18 protein-coding genes are annotated in these 19,417 nt (G+C 60.0%); 9 read left to right on the forward strand and 9 right to left on the reverse strand.

Going from position 1 to position 19,417, the window contains the following annotated elements; all coding sequences use genetic code 11:
• The first annotated feature begins 96 nt into the window (after positions 1-96).
• Positions 97-1,455: a glutathione-disulfide reductase gene (gorA, locus tag DBR46_RS01400; protein ID WP_124524696.1), complete on the forward strand. Its 1,359-nt coding sequence runs from the start codon at positions 97-99 to the stop codon at positions 1,453-1,455.
• On the opposite strand, the gene DBR46_RS01405 is transcribed toward gorA, so the two are convergent.
• The gene (locus DBR46_RS01405; RefSeq protein WP_124524697.1) at positions 1,456-2,463 is read right to left on the reverse strand and encodes a DNA-binding protein; all 1,008 of its coding nucleotides are present in this window, start codon (positions 2,461-2,463) and stop codon (positions 1,456-1,458) included.
• Between the two features lie 170 nt (positions 2,464-2,633).
• Here DBR46_RS01405 and DBR46_RS01410 point away from each other — a divergent pair, with 170 nt between their 5' ends.
• The 3 genes from DBR46_RS01410 to ahpF all read left to right on the forward strand — a co-directional run bounded on the left by DBR46_RS01410 (position 2,634) and on the right by ahpF (position 5,953).
• Positions 2,634-3,566 (forward strand): site-specific integrase, encoded by a 933-nt coding sequence (locus DBR46_RS01410; RefSeq protein ID WP_124524698.1) that lies wholly within the window; start codon positions 2,634-2,636, stop codon positions 3,564-3,566.
• A 145-nt stretch (positions 3,567-3,711) separates the two neighbouring features.
• Complete coding sequence (ahpC, locus tag DBR46_RS01415; protein ID WP_010210361.1) at positions 3,712-4,275, forward strand: alkyl hydroperoxide reductase subunit C; 564 nt, start codon at positions 3,712-3,714, stop codon at positions 4,273-4,275.
• 121 nt (positions 4,276-4,396) lie between these two features.
• The gene (gene ahpF / locus DBR46_RS01420) at positions 4,397-5,953 is read left to right on the forward strand and encodes an alkyl hydroperoxide reductase subunit F (protein ID WP_124524699.1); all 1,557 of its coding nucleotides are present in this window, start codon (positions 4,397-4,399) and stop codon (positions 5,951-5,953) included.
• A gap of 63 nt (positions 5,954-6,016) precedes the next feature.
• Here ahpF and gloA read toward each other — a convergent pair whose 3' ends face one another.
• On the reverse strand, positions 6,017-6,538 hold the full coding sequence (gloA, locus tag DBR46_RS01425) for a lactoylglutathione lyase (RefSeq protein ID WP_124524700.1): 522 nt from the start codon (positions 6,536-6,538) through the stop codon (positions 6,017-6,019).
• A 178-nt stretch (positions 6,539-6,716) separates the two neighbouring features.
• Here gloA and DBR46_RS01430 point away from each other — a divergent pair, with 178 nt between their 5' ends.
• Complete coding sequence (locus DBR46_RS01430; protein WP_124524814.1) at positions 6,717-7,253, forward strand: DUF4946 domain-containing protein; 537 nt, start codon at positions 6,717-6,719, stop codon at positions 7,251-7,253.
• A gap of 108 nt (positions 7,254-7,361) precedes the next feature.
• Here DBR46_RS01430 and DBR46_RS01435 read toward each other — a convergent pair whose 3' ends face one another.
• The 3 genes from DBR46_RS01435 to DBR46_RS01445 all read right to left on the reverse strand — a co-directional run bounded on the left by DBR46_RS01435 (position 7,362) and on the right by DBR46_RS01445 (position 10,453).
• Positions 7,362-7,727 (reverse strand): histone-like nucleoid-structuring protein, MvaT/MvaU family, encoded by a 366-nt coding sequence (locus DBR46_RS01435; RefSeq protein ID WP_124524701.1) that lies wholly within the window; start codon positions 7,725-7,727, stop codon positions 7,362-7,364.
• A gap of 195 nt (positions 7,728-7,922) precedes the next feature.
• On the reverse strand, positions 7,923-9,464 hold the full coding sequence (locus DBR46_RS01440; RefSeq protein ID WP_124524702.1) for an EAL domain-containing protein: 1,542 nt from the start codon (positions 9,462-9,464) through the stop codon (positions 7,923-7,925).
• A 107-nt stretch (positions 9,465-9,571) separates the two neighbouring features.
• On the reverse strand, positions 9,572-10,453 hold the full coding sequence (locus DBR46_RS01445) for a LysR family transcriptional regulator (protein ID WP_124524703.1): 882 nt from the start codon (positions 10,451-10,453) through the stop codon (positions 9,572-9,574).
• A 77-nt stretch (positions 10,454-10,530) separates the two neighbouring features.
• Between DBR46_RS01445 and DBR46_RS01450 the strand changes: the two genes are divergently transcribed.
• Positions 10,531-11,454, forward strand: a complete 924-nt coding sequence (locus DBR46_RS01450; protein WP_124524704.1) for a DMT family transporter — start codon at positions 10,531-10,533, stop codon at positions 11,452-11,454.
• Between the two features lie 245 nt (positions 11,455-11,699).
• Positions 11,700-12,776 carry a 4-hydroxyphenylpyruvate dioxygenase gene (gene hppD / locus DBR46_RS01455; RefSeq protein WP_124524705.1) on the forward strand — a complete coding sequence of 359 codons (1,077 nt, stop codon included), beginning with the start codon at positions 11,700-11,702 and terminating at the stop codon, positions 12,774-12,776.
• A 54-nt stretch (positions 12,777-12,830) separates the two neighbouring features.
• Here hppD and rarD read toward each other — a convergent pair whose 3' ends face one another.
• From rarD to DBR46_RS01470, 3 genes are all read right to left on the reverse strand, one after another.
• The gene (gene rarD, locus DBR46_RS01460; protein ID WP_124524706.1) at positions 12,831-13,712 is read right to left on the reverse strand and encodes an EamA family transporter RarD; all 882 of its coding nucleotides are present in this window, start codon (positions 13,710-13,712) and stop codon (positions 12,831-12,833) included.
• Positions 13,713-13,882: 170 nt separating this feature from the next.
• Positions 13,883-14,893, reverse strand: coding sequence for an aldo/keto reductase (locus tag DBR46_RS01465; RefSeq protein ID WP_124524707.1), 1,011 nt, complete (start codon positions 14,891-14,893; stop codon positions 13,883-13,885).
• An 81-nt stretch (positions 14,894-14,974) separates the two neighbouring features.
• On the reverse strand, positions 14,975-15,877 hold the full coding sequence (locus DBR46_RS01470) for a LysR family transcriptional regulator (protein ID WP_124524708.1): 903 nt from the start codon (positions 15,875-15,877) through the stop codon (positions 14,975-14,977).
• Positions 15,878-15,978: 101 nt separating this feature from the next.
• On the opposite strand from DBR46_RS01470, the gene DBR46_RS01475 reads away from it, so the two are divergent.
• A complete protein-coding gene (locus tag DBR46_RS01475; protein ID WP_124524709.1) occupies positions 15,979-16,683 on the forward strand; it encodes an SDR family oxidoreductase in 705 nt (234 codons plus the stop codon).
• A gap of 129 nt (positions 16,684-16,812) precedes the next feature.
• Here the strand turns inward: DBR46_RS01475 and DBR46_RS01480 are convergent, their stop codons facing one another.
• Positions 16,813-18,123 (reverse strand): MFS transporter, encoded by a 1,311-nt coding sequence (locus tag DBR46_RS01480; protein WP_124524710.1) that lies wholly within the window; start codon positions 18,121-18,123, stop codon positions 16,813-16,815.
• 158 nt (positions 18,124-18,281) lie between these two features.
• On the opposite strand from DBR46_RS01480, the gene DBR46_RS01485 reads away from it, so the two are divergent.
• Positions 18,282-19,382: a sugar diacid recognition domain-containing protein gene (locus DBR46_RS01485; RefSeq protein ID WP_124524711.1), complete on the forward strand. Its 1,101-nt coding sequence runs from the start codon at positions 18,282-18,284 to the stop codon at positions 19,380-19,382.
• The last annotated feature ends 35 nt before the right edge of the window (positions 19,383-19,417 follow it).

Raw genomic sequence — 19,417 nt, forward strand, 5'->3', positions numbered from 1 at the left:
CCAAACCGGTTTTAAGCGAAAGCCACCTTCGGGTGGCTTTTTCGTTTTTCAGTACCCCGTAAGTCGGTATGCTGATGTCCTGCCGAGGAGAGTGAAATGGCCTACGATTTTGACTTGTATGTAATTGGCGCCGGTTCCGGCGGTGTTCGCGCAGCGCGTTTTGCTGCAGGGTTTGGCGCCAAGGTGGCTGTGGCTGAAAGCCGCTACCTGGGTGGCACCTGCGTAAACGTCGGCTGCGTGCCGAAAAAACTGTTGGTGTACGGTGCGCACTTTGCCGAGGACTTCGAGCAAGCCAGCGGTTTTGGCTGGTCGCAGGGGGAGGCGAACTTTGATTGGGCGACCCTGATCGCCAACAAGGACCGTGAGATCAATCGCCTCAACGGCATTTATCGCAACCTGCTGGTCAACAGTGGTGTGACCCTGCACGAAGGGCATGCGAGTATGACTGGCCCGCACGAGGTCGAGATCAATGGCGAGCGCTTCAGCGCCAAACATATCCTGATCGCCACGGGCGGCTGGCCGCAGATCCCCGACATTCCGGGGCGCGAGCATGCGATCGGTTCCAACGAGGCGTTTTTCCTCAAGGAGCTGCCCAAGCGCGTGCTGGTAGTGGGCGGCGGCTACATTGCCGTTGAGTTCGCAGGGATTTTCCATGGCCTGGGGGCGAACACGTCGCTGCTGTACCGCGGTGACCTGTTCCTGCGCGGCTTCGATGGCGCGGTGCGCACCCATCTCAAGGAAGAGCTGACCAAGCGCGGCCTGGATTTGCAGTTCAATGCCGATATCGAACGCATCGACAAGCAGGCCGATGGCAGCCTGCAAGCCACCTTGAAAGACGGTCGCGTGCTGGAGGCGGATTGCGTGTTCTACGCCACTGGCCGGCGCCCGATGCTGGACAACCTGGGCCTGGAAAGCACTGGGGTCAAACTCGATAAGCGTGGTTTTGTCGAAGTGGACGACCTGTACCAGACGGCCGAGTCGTCGATCCTCGCCATTGGTGATGTGATCGGTCGTGTACAACTGACGCCGGTTGCCCTGGCCGAAGGCATGGCGGTGGCGCGCCGCTTGTTCAAGCCTGAGCAGTATCGCCCGGTGGATTACGCGATGATTCCGACGGCGGTATTCAGTCTGCCGAATATCGGTACCGTGGGGCTGACGGAAGAAGAGGCGAAGGAGAAGGGGCACACCGTGCAGATCTTCGAAAGCCGCTTTCGGCCGATGAAGCTGACCCTGACCGAGTGCCAGGAAAAAACCCTGATGAAGCTGGTGGTGGATGCCGACACCGACAAGGTGTTGGGTTGCCACATGGTCGGCCCCGACGCCGGTGAAATCGTCCAGGGCTTGGCGATCGCGCTCAAGGCGGGCGCGACCAAGCGGCATTTCGATGAAACCATCGGCGTGCATCCTACGGCGGCGGAAGAGTTCGTCACCATGCGCACGCCTGTGGCGGGCTGATCAGGCGTCTGGCGTTGCCTCTGGTGCCGTTGCAATGACGGCGGCCAGGCGCAATGCCTCGATGCTGGCCTGGGCCTTGATCAGGTCCAGTTCCAGCGTCTTGTTCACCTGTTGGTGTTCGGCCAGCGCTTCCTGGCGTGACTGGCACTCCAGCACGGCCACGCGCAAGCGCTCCTGAAGCAGGCTGCGTTCGCCGTCTATCTGGTTCACCTGTTCGTTCAACTTGACCTGCTGCGCCTGGTCCTTGCGGGCCTGCTCCTGCACGCTCGTCAACTCCTTGGTGGTCACGCGGTGCTCGATCAGCAGTCGTTCGTTATCGCGGTGCAGCTGGGTGATTTCATCCTGGCGCACCATGGCGCTCTGCTGGGCCTGGCGTAGCTCCGCCTGCACCTGTTGCAGTTGGCCCTCATGGCGGCGCTGTTCCTGCTCGCGCTGTTCCTTGATGGCCGTGCGGTAATGCTCCAGGGCGTCGCGGGCGTGCAGGTGTTTGTCTTCCAGTGAGCGGATCTGTTCGTCCTTGTCATTGATGCGCAGCTCGTAATCGCTGCAGGCCTGGCTGAGGCCGGCGTTACGGGTTTGCTCGGTCTGCAGGCTGGTGCTGGTGGTTTGCAAGGCAGCGCTTTCTTCGGCCAGGGCGGCGGCCTGGATATCAAATTGCTGCTTGAGCTGGCCGTGGGCCGCTTCCAGGGTTTCGATCTGGGCGAGCAGGGCGGTTTTCTGTTGTTCGAATTGTGCCAGGGCCTGATCGATGGGCTCCTGGGCTTTCTCTTTCAGGCGTTGCGCCAGTCGCGCTACCAACTCGCCCAGCTCGTCGTCGAGCGGTGCCTGGGTGATGGTGAGGCGCGATTCGCTGTCGTCCAGCTCCTTCAAGTAGCGGTGAATCGTAGTTTTCGAGCCCGTATTGCCCATTTCGATGCGTACAGCATCAATGCTCGGGTTCTCGCCGCGGGCGAGGATCGCCAGGCGTGCCGTTTGAACGACTGCTTTGTTTATGCCGCCACGTGCCATGGGGTCTCCGTCGATTTAGTACTGTGGTACGTAGTATGTAGATACATACTCTATCACGAATAAAAACTCGTTTAAATTCATGATTTAACAGATGGGATATTGGCGTATTATCCCGTGTGATAGACGTTTTAACCGCGTGAACACCCGCAAGCAGTACGAATAGGCCTCCCATGAGCGATCTGGACCGTTATCTCAATGCCGCTACCCGCGACAACACGCGGCGCAGCTACCGCGCGGCCATCGAACATTTCGAAGTGAGCTGGGGCGGCTTCCTGCCGGCCACCAGCGACAGCGTGGCGCGTTACCTGGTGGCCCATGCGGGCGTGCTGGCCGTCAACACCTTGAAGCTGCGGCTCTCGGCGTTGGCGCAGTGGCACACCAGCCAAGGCTTTCCCGACCCGACGAAAGCGCCGGTGGTGCGCAAGGTGCACAAAGGGATACGTGCCGTGCACCCGGCACAGGAGAAGCAGGCCGAGCCATTGCAACTCAAGCATCTGGAGCAGGTGGTGGCTTCGTTGGCAGTTGAGGCGCAAGCAGCCGCCCAAGCCCACGACCAACCGCGCTTGCTGCGTGCAAAGCGCGACACTGCGTTGATCTTGCTGGGATTCTGGCGCGGCTTTCGCAGCGATGAGTTGTGCCGCCTCGAAATCGAGCATGTGCAAGCCACCCCCGGCGCCGGCATCAGTCTGTATTTGCCGCGCAGCAAAAGCGACCGCGACAATCTCGGCAAGACCTACCAAACCCCCGCGCTGCTGCGCCTGTGTCCAGTGCAGGCCTATAGCGAATGGCTCAGTGCCTCGGCGTTGGTGCGTGGTCCGGTGTTTCGTGGGATTGATCGCTGGGGCAACCTGGGGGAGGAGGGGCTGCACCCCAACAGCGTGATCCCGCTGTTGCGCCAGGCGCTGGAGCGCGCAGGTATCGCCGCCGACCTCTACACCAGCCACTCATTGCGCCGGGGCTTTGCAACCTGGGCCCATCGCAGCGGTTGGGATCTCAAGTCGCTGATGAGTTACGTCGGCTGGAGCGACATGAAATCGGCCATGCGCTATGTTGAAGCGACGCCCTTTCTCGGCATGACCTTGGCGACGCAGCCGCTGCTTTAAGATTTCTTCTATTAATACAGTCACCTGATAGAGAAAGCCAATCGCGAGCATCAGGTTTGCCAATGAGCCATCGGCGTAGAGAGTGGGTAGGATTCACCCCATCAACTTGTTAAGCCCTTCTACAAAACCTGACGGAGAATCAACGATGCCTATCATCAACAGCCAAGTAAAACCGTTCAAAGCTACCGCCTACAAAAACGGCAACTTCGTAGATGTGTCTGACGCTGACCTGAAAGGCAAGTGGTCCGTGGTGTTCTTCTACCCAGCCGACTTCACCTTCGTTTGCCCAACCGAGCTGGAAGACCTGGCCGACAACTACGCCGAATTCCAGAAACTGGGCGTCGAGATTTACAGCGTATCCACCGACACCCATTTTGCTCACGCTGCCTGGCACAACACCTCACCAGCCATCGGCAAAATCCAGTACACCATGATCGGCGACCCAACCCTGACCATCTCCCGCAACTTCGACGTACTGATCGAAGAAGCTGGCCTGGCAGATCGCGGTACTTTCGTGATCAACCCAGAAGGTCAGATCAAGATCGTTGAACTGAACGACGGCGGTGTTGGTCGTGACGCTTCCGAGCTGCTGCGCAAAATCAAAGCCGCTCAGTACGTTGCTGCCCACCCAGGCGAAGTGTGCCCAGCCAAGTGGAAAGAAGGTGAGGCTACCCTGGCTCCGTCGCTGGACCTGGTTGGCAAGATCTAAGTCTGTGAAGCACCTCAGGGCGGAATACACCGCACCTTAAGTAAGCTGCATCCGCCCTCAAAAACGCTCGGGCGATATTCGCTCGGGCGTTTTTTTTACCGAATTAAAAGGAATCGCCCGTATGTTGGACGCCAATCTTAAAGCTCAGTTGAAGTCATACCTGGAACGGGTCACCCAGCCGATCGAGATCGTCGCCTCCCTCGACGACGGTGCGAAATCCCAGGAAATGCTTGCTCTTTTGCAGGACGTTGTCAGCCTCACCACGCTGATTACCCTGAAAACCGATGGCAATGATGCGCGCAAGCCATCGTTCTCCATCAACCGCCCGGGTGCCGAGATCAGCCTGCGTTTTGCCGGCATCCCGATGGGCCATGAATTCACTTCGCTGGTGTTGGCCCTGCTGCAAGTCGGTGGCCACCCGTCGAAGGCCAGTGTCGAAGTGATTGAACAGATCCGCGCCCTCAAAGGCGAGTTCAGCTTCGAGACGTACTTCTCGCTGTCTTGCCAGAACTGCCCGGACGTAGTCCAGGCACTGAACCTGATGGCCGTGCTCAACCCGAATATCCGCCACGTCGCCATCGACGGCGCGCTGTTTCAAGCGGAAGTGGATGAGCGCCAGGTCATGGCGGTACCCAGCGTCTACCTCAACGGTGTGAACTTCGGCCAAGGCCGTATGGGCCTGGAAGAAATCCTCGCCAAGCTCGACACCAGCGGCATCGAAAAAGCCGCCGAGAAAATCAGCGCCAAAGACGCGTTTGATGTGCTCGTGGTCGGTGGCGGCCCGGCCGGTTCGGCAGCCGCTATCTACGCAGCGCGTAAAGGTATCCGCACTGGCGTCGCCGCCGAGCGTTTTGGCGGGCAGGTGCTGGACACCATGTCCATCGAGAACTTCATCTCGGTGCAGGAAACCGAAGGGCCGAAACTGGCCAGCGCCCTTGAGGCCCACGTGCGCCAGTACGACGTGGACATCATGAACCTGCAGCGCGCGAGTGCTCTGGTGCCGGCGAAGAACCCTGGCGAGTTGCACGAAATTCGCTTCGAAAGCGGCGCGACCCTCAAGTCCAAGACCGTGATCCTGGCCACCGGGGCGCGCTGGCGTGAAATGGGCGTGCCGGGCGAGCAGGAATACAAGGCCAAGGGCGTATGCTTCTGCCCGCACTGCGACGGTCCGTTGTTCAAAGGCAAGCGCGTGGCGGTGATCGGCGGCGGTAACTCCGGCGTTGAAGCGGCCATCGACCTGGCCGGCATTGTCAGCCACGTCACCTTGCTGGAGTTTGACAGCAAGCTGCGCGCCGATGCGGTGTTGCAGCGCAAGCTGTTCAGCCTGCCGAACGTCGACGTGATCACCAGCGCGCTGACCAGCGAAGTCAAAGGTGATGGTCAGAAAGTCACTGGCCTGGCGTACAAGGACCGTGACAGCGGCGAGTTCAAGACGGTCGATCTGGAAGGCATCTTCGTGCAGATCGGTCTGTTGCCAAACACTGACTGGCTCAAAGGCACTGTCGAGCTGTCGCCTCGCGGCGAGATCATTGTCGATGCCCGTGGCGAGACTTCACTGCCAGGCGTGTTCGCCGCCGGTGACGTCACCACGGTGCCGTACAAACAGATCGTGATTGCGGTGGGCGAGGGCGCCAAGGCTTCCCTGAGTGCTTTTGATCACTTGATCCGCACGTCGTAAGTGGCCTGACTGAAATGAAAAACCCCATGAGTGATCATGGGGTTTTTTTATTGCGCGGGACTTTTACAGCGGTGCTGGCTGGATAATCTCGACCCAGTACGCATCCGGGTCCTTGATGAAGGCCAGGCTCTTCATGCGGCCATCGCTCAGGCGCTTCTGGAAATCACAGCCCAGGGCTTCGAAACGCTCGCAGGCGGCAACGATGTCCGGTACGGAAATGCAGATATGGCCAAAACCACGCGGGTCGGTATTGCCGTTGTGGTAGGCAAAGTCAGCGTCGTTTTCGGTGCCGTGGTTGTGGGTCAACTCCAGGATGCCGGGGATCGACTTCATCCACTGCGTGCGCTCGGCCGCATCGACTGGGATCTGGGACTTGTCCACCAGCGCCAGGAAGTACAGGCTGAATTCCGCTTCCGGGAAATCTCGCTTTTCAACCAGGGAAAAACCCAGGACGCGGGTGTAGAAATCCAGCGATTTAGTGATGTCCTTGACCCGCAACATGGTGTGGTTGAACACGAAGTTCGACGTGGCGGTGTCCGGTTGGGCGGTGACGCCCGGGAAAGTGTTCAGTTCGTGCAGGCTCATGGGCCCTCCAGAAAAAAATGGGGCAAAGCGGTCCCTTGGCTTGCGGCAAGCATCCGTGCAGCCGGGCCATGATACGCAAGGCCTGGCCAGTGCGCCAAATGAAAAAGGTCACGCCGGCCTTGCGGCCCATGGGGGCGGGGCTCAAACTTTGGTGCTGGAACCTTGGGTGTTTTTCGCAATGATCGAATTTCGTAAACCGTTGTTGAGCGCTGTGTGTGTGCTGCTGGCAAGTCCATGGGTACTGGCGGCCGACCCGCAAATTCATTGGCCCAGTGGCTGGCAGGTTGAGGAAGTGGTGCCTGACGGCGAGTTACCGGCAAAGCCCGCTGAGGTATCACGCCAACGCGCGATCAAGAACGATGAAAATGGCACGACTTTGATGGTCATGGAGTTGACCGCTACACCCATTGAAGCCGGGCACAAAGTTAATCTTCAAGGCGTGCTGCTGGAAATGCGCAAATCCATCCAGAAAGAGTTCGCTCAAGGCGGCTATCAAAGTGTGTGTAGCAAAATGCACCCAACGACATTGAGCCGCCTTGACGCACTGGAAACTACTTGCGTGATTACCGAGAACGGACGGCATGTGCTTTCGCAAACATTGGTGGGCGCAGTTGATATCGAAAAGGCGTATGTTTTTTCTTATGCAGGACAGGCGCAAGCCTACGAGACCAGCAAGGATGAAGTCACTTCCGTGCGCGACAGCCTGAAACTTTGAAGGCGTTGCTTTGGTCGATTTTGAACAAAGTGAAATGTTAGTTAAGTTCGTTATCGAACCTGCAAAAAAAGCCCCGCATGTGCGGGGCTCTTTGTTAGTGCGGTCTGATCAGCCGCGTAGCCAGGAATCTACAGTGGCGGCGCCGTACTGTTCTTTCCAGGCTTTGAGGCCGCGGTGGTTGCCACCCTTGGTCTCGATCAGCTCACCGGTGTGCGGGTTGTGGTAAACCTTGACCACACGGGCGCGGCGCTGTTTGGGGGCGGCGGCAACAGCTGCACCAGCCTTGCCTGGGTTAGGGTCGAGGATGGAGATGATGTCACGCAGGCTTTTGCCGTAGCTTTTCATCAGCGCTTGAAGCTTTTCTTCAAATTCGATTTCTTTCTTCAGGCCAGCGTCATTCTTCAGGGTTTCCAGCTGGGCCAGCTGCTCTTGAAGGGCTTTTTCTGCGGCGCGAAATTCGGCGAGTCTGGACAAAATCTGTACTCCAATTATGTAGTTGGCTGATATCAACTGCAGGCAAAGCTATAAGCCAAAAGCTTTAAGGTGGCTCAAAAAGAGGCCTTTCTGCGTGTTTTGCACTGGCACAAAAAATTGTAGTAGTTAATCCCTCGGGAGTAAATAACGTCTTTGTCTAAATAAGATTATTTCATGATGTTAGTCTGTGGCTATTCAATGGCGCTCCAGGGACTCGGTGAACTCATCGCAGGGTAACGGCCGACCGAACAGATAGCCCTGTAGGAAATCCACGCCTTGTGCTGCCAGGTACTCGCATTGCTCCGCTGTTTCCACGCCTTCTGCGACTATGCCCAGGTCGAGCTTGCCAGACAATTCTATGATGCTGTCGAGAATATGCCGCGAGAGTGCATCTACACCGATCATTGCGACAAAGCTTTGGTCGATTTTCAAGTAATCGACATTGAAGTTGCGCAAGTAACCCAAGCTTGAATGGCCGGTGCCGAAGTCATCAATGGCGATCAACACCCCCAATTGGTGCAGGGCATCGAACAACTGGCGGGTGATATCGGTCGGCGTGATCAATTCGCGTTCGGTCAACTCCAACACCAACGTGACCTGGCCAGGCGCGAAGGCGGCGAGAAACTCACGGCAATCTTGCACCAGGTCCAAGTCCTGGCAATGGCGTGCGGTGATGTTCACGCCGATGTGGAACTCCGGGCAAAAGCGCCCGGCATGGGGCGCCAGTTGCGCAGCGGTCTGGCGCAGCAACGAGCGGGTCATGGGGACGATCAGGCCGGAATGCTCGGCCAAAGGAATAAACAAATCAGGGCGTACCAGGCCTTCCTTCGGATGCTGCCAGCGCATCAAGACTTCACAGCCAGCCCATTCGCGGGTGTCGCCACGTACGACCGGTTGGAAATAGGGAATGAACTCGTTCGCGGCCAATGCCCGTTGCAGTTCATGTGTCGGCGCCGAAGAGCGCTTTTGCAGCCAATGCGCGAGGAGGCCGGCCAGAATGCCGAAGAACACCAGCAGGCTGAAGAAACCCGGGTATCGAGCCTCCATATAACGCCACACTTCGCCTGCCGGCATACCGGCTTCCACGCTGTAGTCATAGCGCGTCGACGCCAAGTGCTGATGGGCTACGGCAAACTGCGGCACGGCGGTGTCGTGCACCTTGCCATCAGCCCCCAACCAGTGCGGGCCGACTTGCAAGACCAACTGCGCGTAGCGGCTGATCAAGCGCAGGGCGTTGGTCAGGTGGTAGCCGTCAATCGAGGCAAACGCCGCTTTATCACCCTCCACCAGCCGATAAACCAGCAATGCGGTATCGGGTGTGACCGGGTTGCCATTCATCAGCCACAGGCGGCCATCCACGTAGTCGTCCGGGTTGACCTTCGACGCGTATGTGTCACCAAACAGTGAACTGCAATAGATGTTCTTCTGCCAGGACAAGGTCGTTGCGCGCACAAACGGCCGGCGCGTGACCTGCTCGCGCAGCGCCAGTTGTGCAGCACTGTCACACGGCTGGCCCGCCAGCGGCAGCAGGGCCTGGGCGGCGAGCGCCGTGTTGTCGAGCATCAGGTCGAATTGGCGCACGGCTTCATGGGCGGTTTGCGCGGTGCTTTGTTGAAGGCTGCGTTCGGCTTGCCAGTACAAGATCACCACGCCCAGGGCGATCGGCAACACGGCACTGAGGGACGTGATCAGGTAGCGACTGGCGCGGTTTCGCGGGCCGTTGAGAGTCAGGGGCATTGGGGGCACGGCCTGTTGCAGTATGAAAAAAACGCCGGAGGGCACATCAGCTTGATTCGATGATAGTTGGCCGGGCCAGAATTAGCTTGCCCTACCTAGCCGTTCGGTCAGTAGGTTCCGTCAGAATAAACCCGCTGCGCCACTTGGATAAACGCCAGGGTCGCCGGTGATGACTGGCGCCGGTCCAATACCGCTAGCCCGATGGGGCGGACGATTGCCGGGGCCAGAGGGCGGGACACGTAGCGTGGGTCCGCCACTTGGGGCAATGACCCTTCAGCCACCAGGCTCACACCGTCACCCCGACTCACCGCTTCAAGGGTACTTAACAACTGAGCACAGCGAAAACGCACTTTCGGCACCAGCCGTGCGCTGTTGAACACCCGCGCTACCAGTTCCGCCGAGCCGGCCTCGGTCAGGATAAATGGGTCGTCGCACAACGCTTCCAGAGCAATGGCCGGGCGAGATGCCAGCGAATGATCGGCAGGCAGCAGCGCCACCAATTGATCCTCGAACAGCGCGAACGTGTCGAAACGCTCCTGTTCCAGCACCACAAACCCAACGTCGATGCGCCGCTCGTCCAGCCACTGCATCACCTGGCGATCCGGGCCCTCATCGATATGCACCTCGATCCCTGGATAAGCCAGGCGAAAACGCGCCAGGACGGGCGGCAGCAACCGATTGGACGACGTGGGCCCGAACGAGCCGATGCGCAGCGTGCCGCGTTTCATCCCGCGGGCATCGGCAGCCTCTTGTTGCAGGGTGTTGGCCAGGCCGAGTATGGCCCGGGCGCGCAGCAGCAGTTGCTGGCCGATGTCACTGAGCTCTACCTTGGACTGGTGACGGCGGAACAGTTCCACCCCCCATTCCTGTTCCAGCGCCTTGATGGCGTGGGACACCGCCGATTGGCCGATGCCCAGGCGGTGGGCTGCACTGGTAAAACCTTGCAGCTCGGCCACCAGGGAAAAAATTTCAAGTTGGGTCAGGGTCATGAGTAACTACTCATTTTACGATGATCGGGTATTAGTCGAAGGATATGTCAGTCCTTCTACTACCCGAGCATTGATTGATGAATTTTTCCGCAGACCATCGCACCTATTGGAAACTCGCGGCCGTGACGATGATCTGGGGCGGCACTTTTGTCGCCGGTCGTTACCTGGCCGCGAGTGTCGATCCGCTGTTGGCGGCCAGCCTGCGCTTTGTCGCGGCCAGCCTGGCGTTGTTATTGTTCATGGCGTTTGCGCGCATCCCACTGGTTTTCCCAAGCCCTACGCAATGGTTGCGGTTGGCGTTGTTGGGCTTCTGCGGGATCTATGTCTACAACCTGTGTTTTTTCTATGGCCTGCAGTCCATCAATGCGTCGCGGGCGTCGCTGATTGTCGCGTTGAACCCGGCCGTGATCGGGCTGGCGTCGTGGCTGTTGTTCAAGGAGCGTTTCAGCCGGGCCAAAGGGTTCGGCATTGCCCTGTGCCTGGGCGGCGCTGCGACCGTGATCGTGAGTCGTAATCCGCAACTGCTGCAAGGCAGCGCGCAGGCCTGGCGGGGCGATCTGTTGATTTTTGGCTGTGTGCTGGGGTGGGGCGTGTACTCGCTGTGTTCACGGGGGTTGAACCACAGCCTGGGGCCGTTGCAGACGGTGACGTGGTCGATTCTGCTGGGCACGGCGATGCTGGTGGTCACCACGCTGGCCACGGGGCGCTTGACTGTGGCGGGGCTCAGTGCAATTCATTCGCCCCAGGTGTTCAGCCTGCTGTACCTCGGGGTGCTGGGCTCGGCCCTGGCGTATATCGGTTATTACGATGGGCTGCGTCGCATCGGCGCCACTCGCGCCGGCGTGTTCATCGCCCTCAACCCGCTGACCGCAGTGGTCTGTGGCGCGTTGTTGCTGGACGAGCCGTTGACCTGGCCGATGCTCGGCGGCGGTGCGGTGATCCTGCTGGGTATCTACCTATGCAATAAACCCCTTGCGCAGGCCAGGGTTAAGGGGATTTGATAAGAGTACGGACAAATACGGTTACGCTGTGTAGAATCGATTTACGCATACAAGAATATGGACTTGCGCTCACGCAAGCCTCGGCCGTCAGAGACTGATGCAACCATGAAGCTACTGGGCTCCCCCCTCATCTTTGGTGACTTCCTCGCCCGCAGCGTGCGAGGCCTTTCCTGTGCGCCGCCCTCCGACCTCATCCTTGCTCGCAATTGACCCTGTGTTTATTACAAGAATGATGAGGTGCCACCATGGCAGATCTATACGAAAACCCAATGGGCCTGATGGGCTTTGAATTCATCGAGTTCGCCTCGCCGACGCCGGGCACCCTGGAGCCGATCTTCGAGATCATGGGCTTCACCAAAGTCGCGACCCACCGTTCCAAGAACGTCCACCTGTTCCGCCAGGGCGAGATCAACCTGATCCTCAACAACGAACCCAACAGCATCGCCTCCTACTTTGCGGCCGAGCATGGCCCGTCGGTGTGCGGCATGGCGTTCCGCGTCAAGGACTCGCAACAGGCCTACAACCGCGCGCTCGAGCTGGGCGCCCAGCCGATCCATATCGAAACCGGGCCGATGGAACTGAACCTGCCTGCCATCAAGGGCATCGGCGGCGCGCCGCTGTACCTGATCGACCGTTTCGGCGAAGGCAGCTCGATCTATGACATCGACTTTGTGTTCATCGAAGGCGTGGACCGCAACCCGCAAGGCGCCGGCCTCAAGGTCATCGACCACCTGACCCACAACGTGTATCGCGGCCGCATGGCCTACTGGGCCAACTTCTACGAAAAACTGTTCAACTTCCGTGAAGCGCGTTATTTCGACATCAAGGGCGAATACACCGGCCTGACCTCCAAGGCCATGAGCGCCCCGGATGGCATGATCCGCATCCCGCTCAACGAAGAATCGTCCAAGGGCGCGGGCCAGATCGAAGAGTTCCTGATGCAGTTCAACGGGGAGGGCATCCAACACGTGGCGTTCCTCACCGAAGACCTGGTCAAGACCTGGGACGCGCTGAAGAAGATCGGCATGCGCTTCATGACCGCGCCGCCAGACACTTACTACGAAATGCTCGAAGGCCGCCTGCCCAACCACGGCGAGCCGGTGGACCAGTTGCAGGCACGCGGCATCTTGCTGGACGGTTCGTCCATCGAAGGTGACAAGCGCCTGCTGTTGCAGATCTTCTCGGAAACCCTGATGGGCCCGGTGTTTTTCGAATTCATCCAACGCAAGGGCGATGACGGGTTTGGCGAGGGCAACTTCAAGGCGCTGTTCGAGTCCATCGAGCGTGACCAGGTGCGTCGTGGTGTGTTGACCACGGACTGAGCGTAAAAAAGCCCGGCCGAGTTTTTCTCGGCCGGGCTTTTTATTGCCTGTGCGTCACGCCTTGCGCTGACGTACCAGGTGCTTGAACCCTTCATACACCAACACCATCACCGCCAGCCAGATCGGGATATAGGTCAGCCACTCACCCGCCTTGATGCCTTCGCCCAGCAACAGCGCCACGCCCAGCAATAACACCGGCTCAACGTAGCTGAGCAATCCGAACAGACTGAACGCCAACAAGCGGCTGGCAATGATGTAGCTCACCAACGCGGACGCACTGATAACCCCCAGCGTGGGAATCAATGCGTAAAGCTTCGGATGGGTGTCCAGCACGGCAAAACCCTGCTCGCCGCTTTGCACAAACCACCACGCCACCGGCAGCATCAGCGCCATATCCAGCCAGAGCCCGCCCAGGTGGTCAGTCTTGAGAAATTTGCGCACCACGAAATAAACCGGGTAGCCGATGATTACCACCAGCGTTGCCCACGAAAAACCACCGGCCTGGTACAACTCGTTCAGCACCCCAAGGCCCGCAAAAAACACCGCCAGTTGTTGCAGGCGCGACAGTTGCTCACCCCATACCAAACGACCGGTCAACACCATGGTCAGTGGCAACAGGAAGTAACCCACCGACACATCCAGGCTACGACCATTGAGCGGCGCCCACATGAACAACCACAACTGCACCCCCAGCAAGGCTGAAGACACCAGCACGCCCGCGATCAACTTCGGCTTGGCCGCCAGCACCCGCAGCAGCTCCCACACCCGTCGCCATTCGCCGCTGACAATCATGAACACCGTCATGCACGGCACCGTCAGCAGCATGCGCCAGCCGAAAATTTCCAGGCCGCTCAACGGCGTCAGCAGTGACGTGAAGTAATACATCACGGCAAACAACACCGAGGCCAAAACCGATAACACCACACCTTTAGACACGCAGTCCTCGCGAAAACCGATTGATACAAGAGAGGAGGGGATTATGGAGCTTTTGGCGTGAGAGGGTTGCGCTGTTTTGGGGCGCTTTTCGGGAAAATTTCTCGCGCCGCGATGTCGGGCACAGGGTTGTTGTGGCTAGGGAGCAAGCTCCCTAGCCACAGTGGATCAGGTTATGGGCGGGCAATGCGGCCCGAGACGAAATGGCTGACATCGTTGAACCCCGGTGTGGACGAATGCCCCGGCGTGACCAACGTATCAATGAAGGCTTCATCCTCAGCCGTGATCTGTACATCCAGCGCGCCAGTGTAGGCATCCCACTGCGCCTCGGTGCGCGGCCCGACAATCGCCGAACTCACCGCCGCGTTGTTCAGCACCCAGGCAATCGCAAACTCTACAATCCCCACGCCGCGCCCCTGGGTGTATTGCTGGATTTGCTGGGCAATGCGCAGTGACTCCACGCGCCATTCGGTTTCGAGGATGCGTTTATCCTGGCGCGCGGCGCGACTGCCGGGTTCGGGCGTGACATCCGGCGCATATTTGCCGCTGAGCACACCCCTGGCCAACGGGCTGTAAGGCACCACACCCAAACCGTAGGCTGCCGCTGCGGTGATCTGTTCGACCTCGGCCTGGCGGTTGACGATGTTGTACAACGGCTGGCTGATCACCGGTTTGTCCACGCCCAGGCGTTCGGCCACGCGAATCACTTCGGCGATGCGCCAACCCCGGTAGTTGGACAGCCCCCAATAACGGATCTTGCCCTGGCGGATCAGATCGCCAATCGCCGACACCGTGACGTCTAGCGGCGTGTCGTGGTCTTCGCGGTGCAGGTAGTAGATGTCCAGGTAATCGGTGTCGAGGCGGGTGAGGCTGGCTTCCAGCGCGTTGAAGATACGCTTGCGGTTCAGGCCGCTGCGGTTGGGCAGGCCGTCCGCCGGGCCAAAGCCGACCTTGGACGCCACCACCCAATCCTGGCGATGGCGGGCAATGGCTTCGCCCACCAGTTCTTCGGAGCGCCCACCGGTGTAGACGTCCGCCGTGTCGATAAAATTGATGCCCTGGTCCCAGGCCTTGTCGATGATGCGTAGCGAGTCCTCGGCGCTGGTCTGTTCGCCAAACATCATGGTGCCCAGGGTCAAGGCGCTGACTTTCAACCCGGACTGGCCCAACGTGCGATAAATCATGGATAACTCCTCCTGGTCGTGAAACGTGAGTCATGCAATACCAGACTCGAATGCTCTGGAACAAGCCCTGCACGGGTTTCTTCATGCACTCAGCAAGGCCTGGCAACGCTCCTGTAAAAACCGCTGCAACACTTTCACCCGTTCCGACACCTGTAGCCGATGGGGGCACATCAGGTTGAAGGGCGCCGGCTCGCCCTGCCAGTCCACGAACAACGGCACCAACCGGCCAGCAGCGATATCGCCGACCACATCGAGCCGGGCCTTGTAGGCAATGCCGTGGCCGGCCAAGGCCCAGCGGCGCACGACCTCACCGTCGTCGCTGAGAAAATCCCCGCTCACCTCGACCTCCTGCACCTGCGTGCCCCGGTGAAAGCGCCAGGTCTTGCTCACCTGGCCCTGGCGCATATAGCGCAGCGCGCTGTGCCGGGCCAGGTCCATGGGCTCAAGCGGCATACCGTGGCCTGCCAGGTAAGCGGGGCTGGCGCAGGCGACGCGGCAGTGCTCGGTGGCGATGGGCAGCGCCACCAGGCTGGAGTCCTGGGGCACACCAAAACGCAGGGCAATGTCCACGGTTTCCCGGAACAGGTCGGCGTTGCTGTCATTGAGCAGCAATTGCAGACGGATGTTCGGGTGCTCGGCCTTGAACGCATCCAGCCAGCCCAGCAGCACATTGCGTCCGAAATCCGACGGCGCCGCCAGTTGCAACAAGCCGCTGAGGCCCTGGCTTTGCTGCTTGAGCGCCAGTTCTCCTTCGGCCAAGGCCGCCAATGCGACGCGCACGCTGTCGAGGTAGCGCCGGCCTTCTTCGGTCAGGCGCATGCTGCGGGTGGAGCGGGCCAACAGGCGCATGCCCAAGCGGGTTTCCAGGCGTTTCAAGGCAATGCTGGCCGCCGCCGGGGTGAGGCCAAGCCCACGGGCGGCGGCAGACAAGCTGCCCGTGTCAGCGGTACGCACGAAGACTTCAAGGTCGAGAATCGAGCTCACTTGTAAAAATCCTTTAAAGATCTTGTCGTTTTACCGGGATTTTTCGCTGATTGCCAAGCTGGGAAGATAAACGCTCACTTTTCCAGCCAGGACATTTCTCCATGACTTCTTCCCTTAACGGCAAAACCGTCATCGTCATCGGCGGCAGCAGCGGCATTGGTGCCGCCGTGGCCAAGGCTTCCGCTGCCCGTGGCGCACAGGTGGTATTGGCCGGGCGGCGCCTGGCGTCGGGTGGCGAAAGCGGCCTGCGCAGCGAGCCGGTGGACGTCACCGACGCCGCCTCGCTGCAACGCCTGTTCGACAGCGTCGGGCGCTTTGATCATTTGGTCTACACCTCGGGCCCGAGTGTGCGCGCGAAAACCCTGGCCGAGACCGACCTGGACGAAGCCCAGGACAACTTCAACGTGAAACTCTGGGGCGCGCTGCGGGCGATCCAACTGGCGCTGCCTTACCTCGACGCGCACGGCAGCATCAGCCTGACCTCCGGGCAACTGGGCCGCAAGTTCGTGCCGGGGCAGTTCATCAAGGTCGGCATCAACGCCGCCACCGAAGCACTGGGCAAGCAATTGGCCAAGGAGTTGGCGCCGCGTCGAGTCAATGTGATCAGCCCGGGGGTGATCGACACGCCGGCGTATGCGGGGTTGGCTGAGGAACAGCGTTTGGCGATGTTCGCCAAGGCGGGCGGCGCGTTGCCGGTTGGGCGGGTCGGGCAGGCAGAAGAAGTGGCGGCGGGGTATGTGCTGGCCATGGAGAATGGCTTTATGACAGGTGCCGTCATCGATATCGACGGCGGCGGCCTGCTGTAAACACCGACCCAACATGTGAAAGGAGGCTTATGTGGGAGCGGGCTTGCTCGCGAAGACGGTGTGCCAGTCACCGAATATATTGACTGATTGACCGCTTTCGCGAGCAAGCCCGCTCCCACATGGACCGCGTTATACCTTCAAAGTACGGGTCATCCGCAAGGCCAGCACACTACCGGCCACAATCACCGCCGCCAGCAAGTACAACGCAATATCCGTAGACCCCGTGGCATCCTTCACAAACCCGACGATATACGGGCTGAGGAACCCGGCCATCTGCCCCATCGAGTTGATCAACGCCAAGCCACCGGCCGCCGCGCCGGCACTCAGCATCGCGGTGGGTACCGGCCAGAACATCGGCAGGCCGGTCAGGGCGCCCATCGTCGCGATGGTCAGGCCCAGAATGGCAATGGCCGGCGTGGTGGCGAAATTCACCGCGATCAACAGCCCCACGGCGCCCATCAGCATCGGCACCACCAAGTGCCAGCGCCGCTCCTTGCGCAAGTCGGCAGAGCGGCCCACCAGCAACATGAACACCGCCGCCAGCAGATACGGGATCGCACTCAGCCAGCCGATCACCAGGTTATCGCTGAAGCCCAGGTTCTTGATGATCGACGGCAGCCAGAAGTTGATCGCGTACACGCCGCTCTGGATGCAGAAGTAGATCAGACCGAAGGCCCAGATCGCCGGGTTCTTGAACACTTCGGCGAGGGAGTCGGTGGTGGTTTTCGGTTTGTTGGCCAGGTCGGTCGCCTGGTCGGCTTCCAGCACGGCACGCTCGTGGGGCTTGAGCCATTTGGCATTGGCGAAGCTATCGCTGAGCAGGAAGTAGGCGAGACCACCAAGGATCACCGTCGGCACGCCTTGCAACAGGAACATCCACTGCCAGCCCGCGAGGCCACCTTGGCCGGCGGCGAAGTGGTTGAGGATCCAGCCGGAGAACGGGCTGCCCAGCAAGCCGGACACCGGGATCGCCGACATGAACAGTGCCATGATCCGCCCACGGCGGAACGTGGGGAACCACTGCGAGAGGTACAGCACCACACCGGGGAAGAAGCCCGCTTCGGCGGCACCGGTAAACAGGCGCAGGGTGTAGAAGTGTGTGGGCGTGGTGACGAACAGCAGGCACGTGGACAACGTCCCCCACACGATCATCATCAACGCGATCCAGCGACGTGGGCCGAACTTGGTCAGCGCCAGGTTGCTCGGCACGCCACACAGCACGTAGCCGATAAAGAAGATCCCGGCTCCCAGGCCGTAGACGGTTTCGCTGAACTTCAAGGCATCAAGCATCTGCAACTTGGCAAAGCCAACGTTTACCCGGTCGAGGTAATTGAACAGATAGCAGATAAAAATGAAGGGGATCAGGCGCAGGGTGATGCGCTTGTAGATGGCGTTTTTATCGTCATCGGTGGCCAGTGCGGCAGTGGCGCTCTGTGACATGGCAGTCTCTCTTTATTATGATTTTTTGCGATGCGAGGTTAACGTTGATCGCCCAAACAGTCTCGGCGACGTGACGGGGTACTGTCTTTGTGCCCACGCACAGCGAAGGATCCTTTGCGCTGTGCCAGTGAACAACCACCTTTCAGGAAGTTAGCCCCATGTTCGAGCTCGATCATGACTTGGCGCAGGATATTGTCGATCGCACCATGGCCATCCTGCCCTATAACGTCAATGTCATGGACAGTCAGGGCCTGATTCTCGGCAGCGGCGAGCCGGAGCGCATCAACACCCGCCACGAGGGCGCGCAATTGGTGCTGGCCAATGGGCGCGTGGTGGAGATCGACAGCCAGACCGCCAAGCACCTCAAGGGCGTGCAACCAGGCATCAACCTGCCGCTGCTGCACGACCAACGCCTGATCGGCGTGCTGGGCATCACCGGCGAACCGGAAGGGCTGCGTACTTACGCCGAACTGGTGCGCATGACGGCTGAAATGCTCGTCAGCCACCGTCACCAGCAAGTCGAACAACAATGGCGGCGCCAGCGTTGCGATGACCTGCTGGCGTTGCTGCTGGCCGAAAGCGGCGACTCCCCGCGCCTGGTGGACGAAGCCCAACAACTGGGGCTCAAGCCACAGCTGGCGCGCACGCCGTACCTGTTTGAACTGGGCCCGGGCCAATCGGCAGAAGCCCTGAGTGCCTGGCTGACCGCGCGTTACCCGGACAGCTGGTGTGTCAGCTCGGCGCAGTTTTCCCTGCTCTGGTGCCGGCCAGCGGCGGCGCAGGTGGACAACCCACGGTTGTTGGAAAAGCTCGAAGGCGCAGGCTGGAATATCCTGCGTGTCGCCGTCGGCGGGCAGGCGGATGGCTTGTCCGGCCTGCGCCGTTGCTACCGTCGGGTCGGCGACTTGCTCGCCTACGGCCGCGATGTACTGCCGCACTCGCGCCTGCTCACCCTCAACCGTTTTCGCCTGCCGGTGATGCTCTGGCGCCATCGCAACGATGACGCCCTCGACGAGTTGCTCAACCCCCTGCGCAAAGTGCTGGCCAAGGACAGCAACGGCCAATTGCAGGCGACCCTGCGCAGCTGGTGCGAACACGACGGGCAAAGCCAGGCCTGCGCCGACGCCCTGGGCATCCACCGCAACAGCCTGCGCTATCGCATGGAGCGTATCGCCGAACTCAGTGGCGTCGATCCGCTGACCCTCGACGGCATGCTCGCCCTCTATCTCGGCGTGCAACTCTTGCCCCAGGCTTTGTAGGAATGAACAACAAAGCCAAACCGCACTTGTGCATC

This window comes from Pseudomonas sp. KBW05 (assembly GCF_003852405.1).
Lineage (GTDB): Bacteria > Pseudomonadota > Gammaproteobacteria > Pseudomonadales > Pseudomonadaceae > Aquipseudomonas.

What these genes read in the sequence shown, in the direction of transcription:
- gorA (WP_124524696.1), top strand. Translation starts at nt 97, where the DNA reads ATGGCCTACGATTTTGACTTGTATGTAATTGGCGCCGGTTCCGGCGGT.
- DBR46_RS01405 (WP_124524697.1), bottom strand. Translation starts at nt 2,463, where the DNA reads ATGGCACGTGGCGGCATAAACAAAGCAGTCGTTCAAACGGCACGCCTG.
- DBR46_RS01410 (WP_124524698.1), top strand. Translation starts at nt 2,634, where the DNA reads ATGAGCGATCTGGACCGTTATCTCAATGCCGCTACCCGCGACAACACG.
- ahpC (WP_010210361.1), top strand. Translation starts at nt 3,712, where the DNA reads ATGCCTATCATCAACAGCCAAGTAAAACCGTTCAAAGCTACCGCCTAC.
- ahpF (WP_124524699.1), top strand. Translation starts at nt 4,397, where the DNA reads ATGTTGGACGCCAATCTTAAAGCTCAGTTGAAGTCATACCTGGAACGG.
- gloA (WP_124524700.1), bottom strand. Translation starts at nt 6,538, where the DNA reads ATGAGCCTGCACGAACTGAACACTTTCCCGGGCGTCACCGCCCAACCG.
- DBR46_RS01430 (WP_124524814.1), top strand. Translation starts at nt 6,717, where the DNA reads ATGATCGAATTTCGTAAACCGTTGTTGAGCGCTGTGTGTGTGCTGCTG.
- DBR46_RS01440 (WP_124524702.1), bottom strand. Translation starts at nt 9,464, where the DNA reads ATGCCCCTGACTCTCAACGGCCCGCGAAACCGCGCCAGTCGCTACCTG.
- DBR46_RS01445 (WP_124524703.1), bottom strand. Translation starts at nt 10,453, where the DNA reads ATGACCCTGACCCAACTTGAAATTTTTTCCCTGGTGGCCGAGCTGCAA.
- DBR46_RS01450 (WP_124524704.1), top strand. Translation starts at nt 10,531, where the DNA reads ATGAATTTTTCCGCAGACCATCGCACCTATTGGAAACTCGCGGCCGTG.
- hppD (WP_124524705.1), top strand. Translation starts at nt 11,700, where the DNA reads ATGGCAGATCTATACGAAAACCCAATGGGCCTGATGGGCTTTGAATTC.
- DBR46_RS01465 (WP_124524707.1), bottom strand. Translation starts at nt 14,893, where the DNA reads ATGATTTATCGCACGTTGGGCCAGTCCGGGTTGAAAGTCAGCGCCTTG.
- DBR46_RS01475 (WP_124524709.1), top strand. Translation starts at nt 15,979, where the DNA reads ATGACTTCTTCCCTTAACGGCAAAACCGTCATCGTCATCGGCGGCAGC.
- DBR46_RS01480 (WP_124524710.1), bottom strand. Translation starts at nt 18,123, where the DNA reads ATGTCACAGAGCGCCACTGCCGCACTGGCCACCGATGACGATAAAAAC.
- DBR46_RS01485 (WP_124524711.1), top strand. Translation starts at nt 18,282, where the DNA reads ATGTTCGAGCTCGATCATGACTTGGCGCAGGATATTGTCGATCGCACC.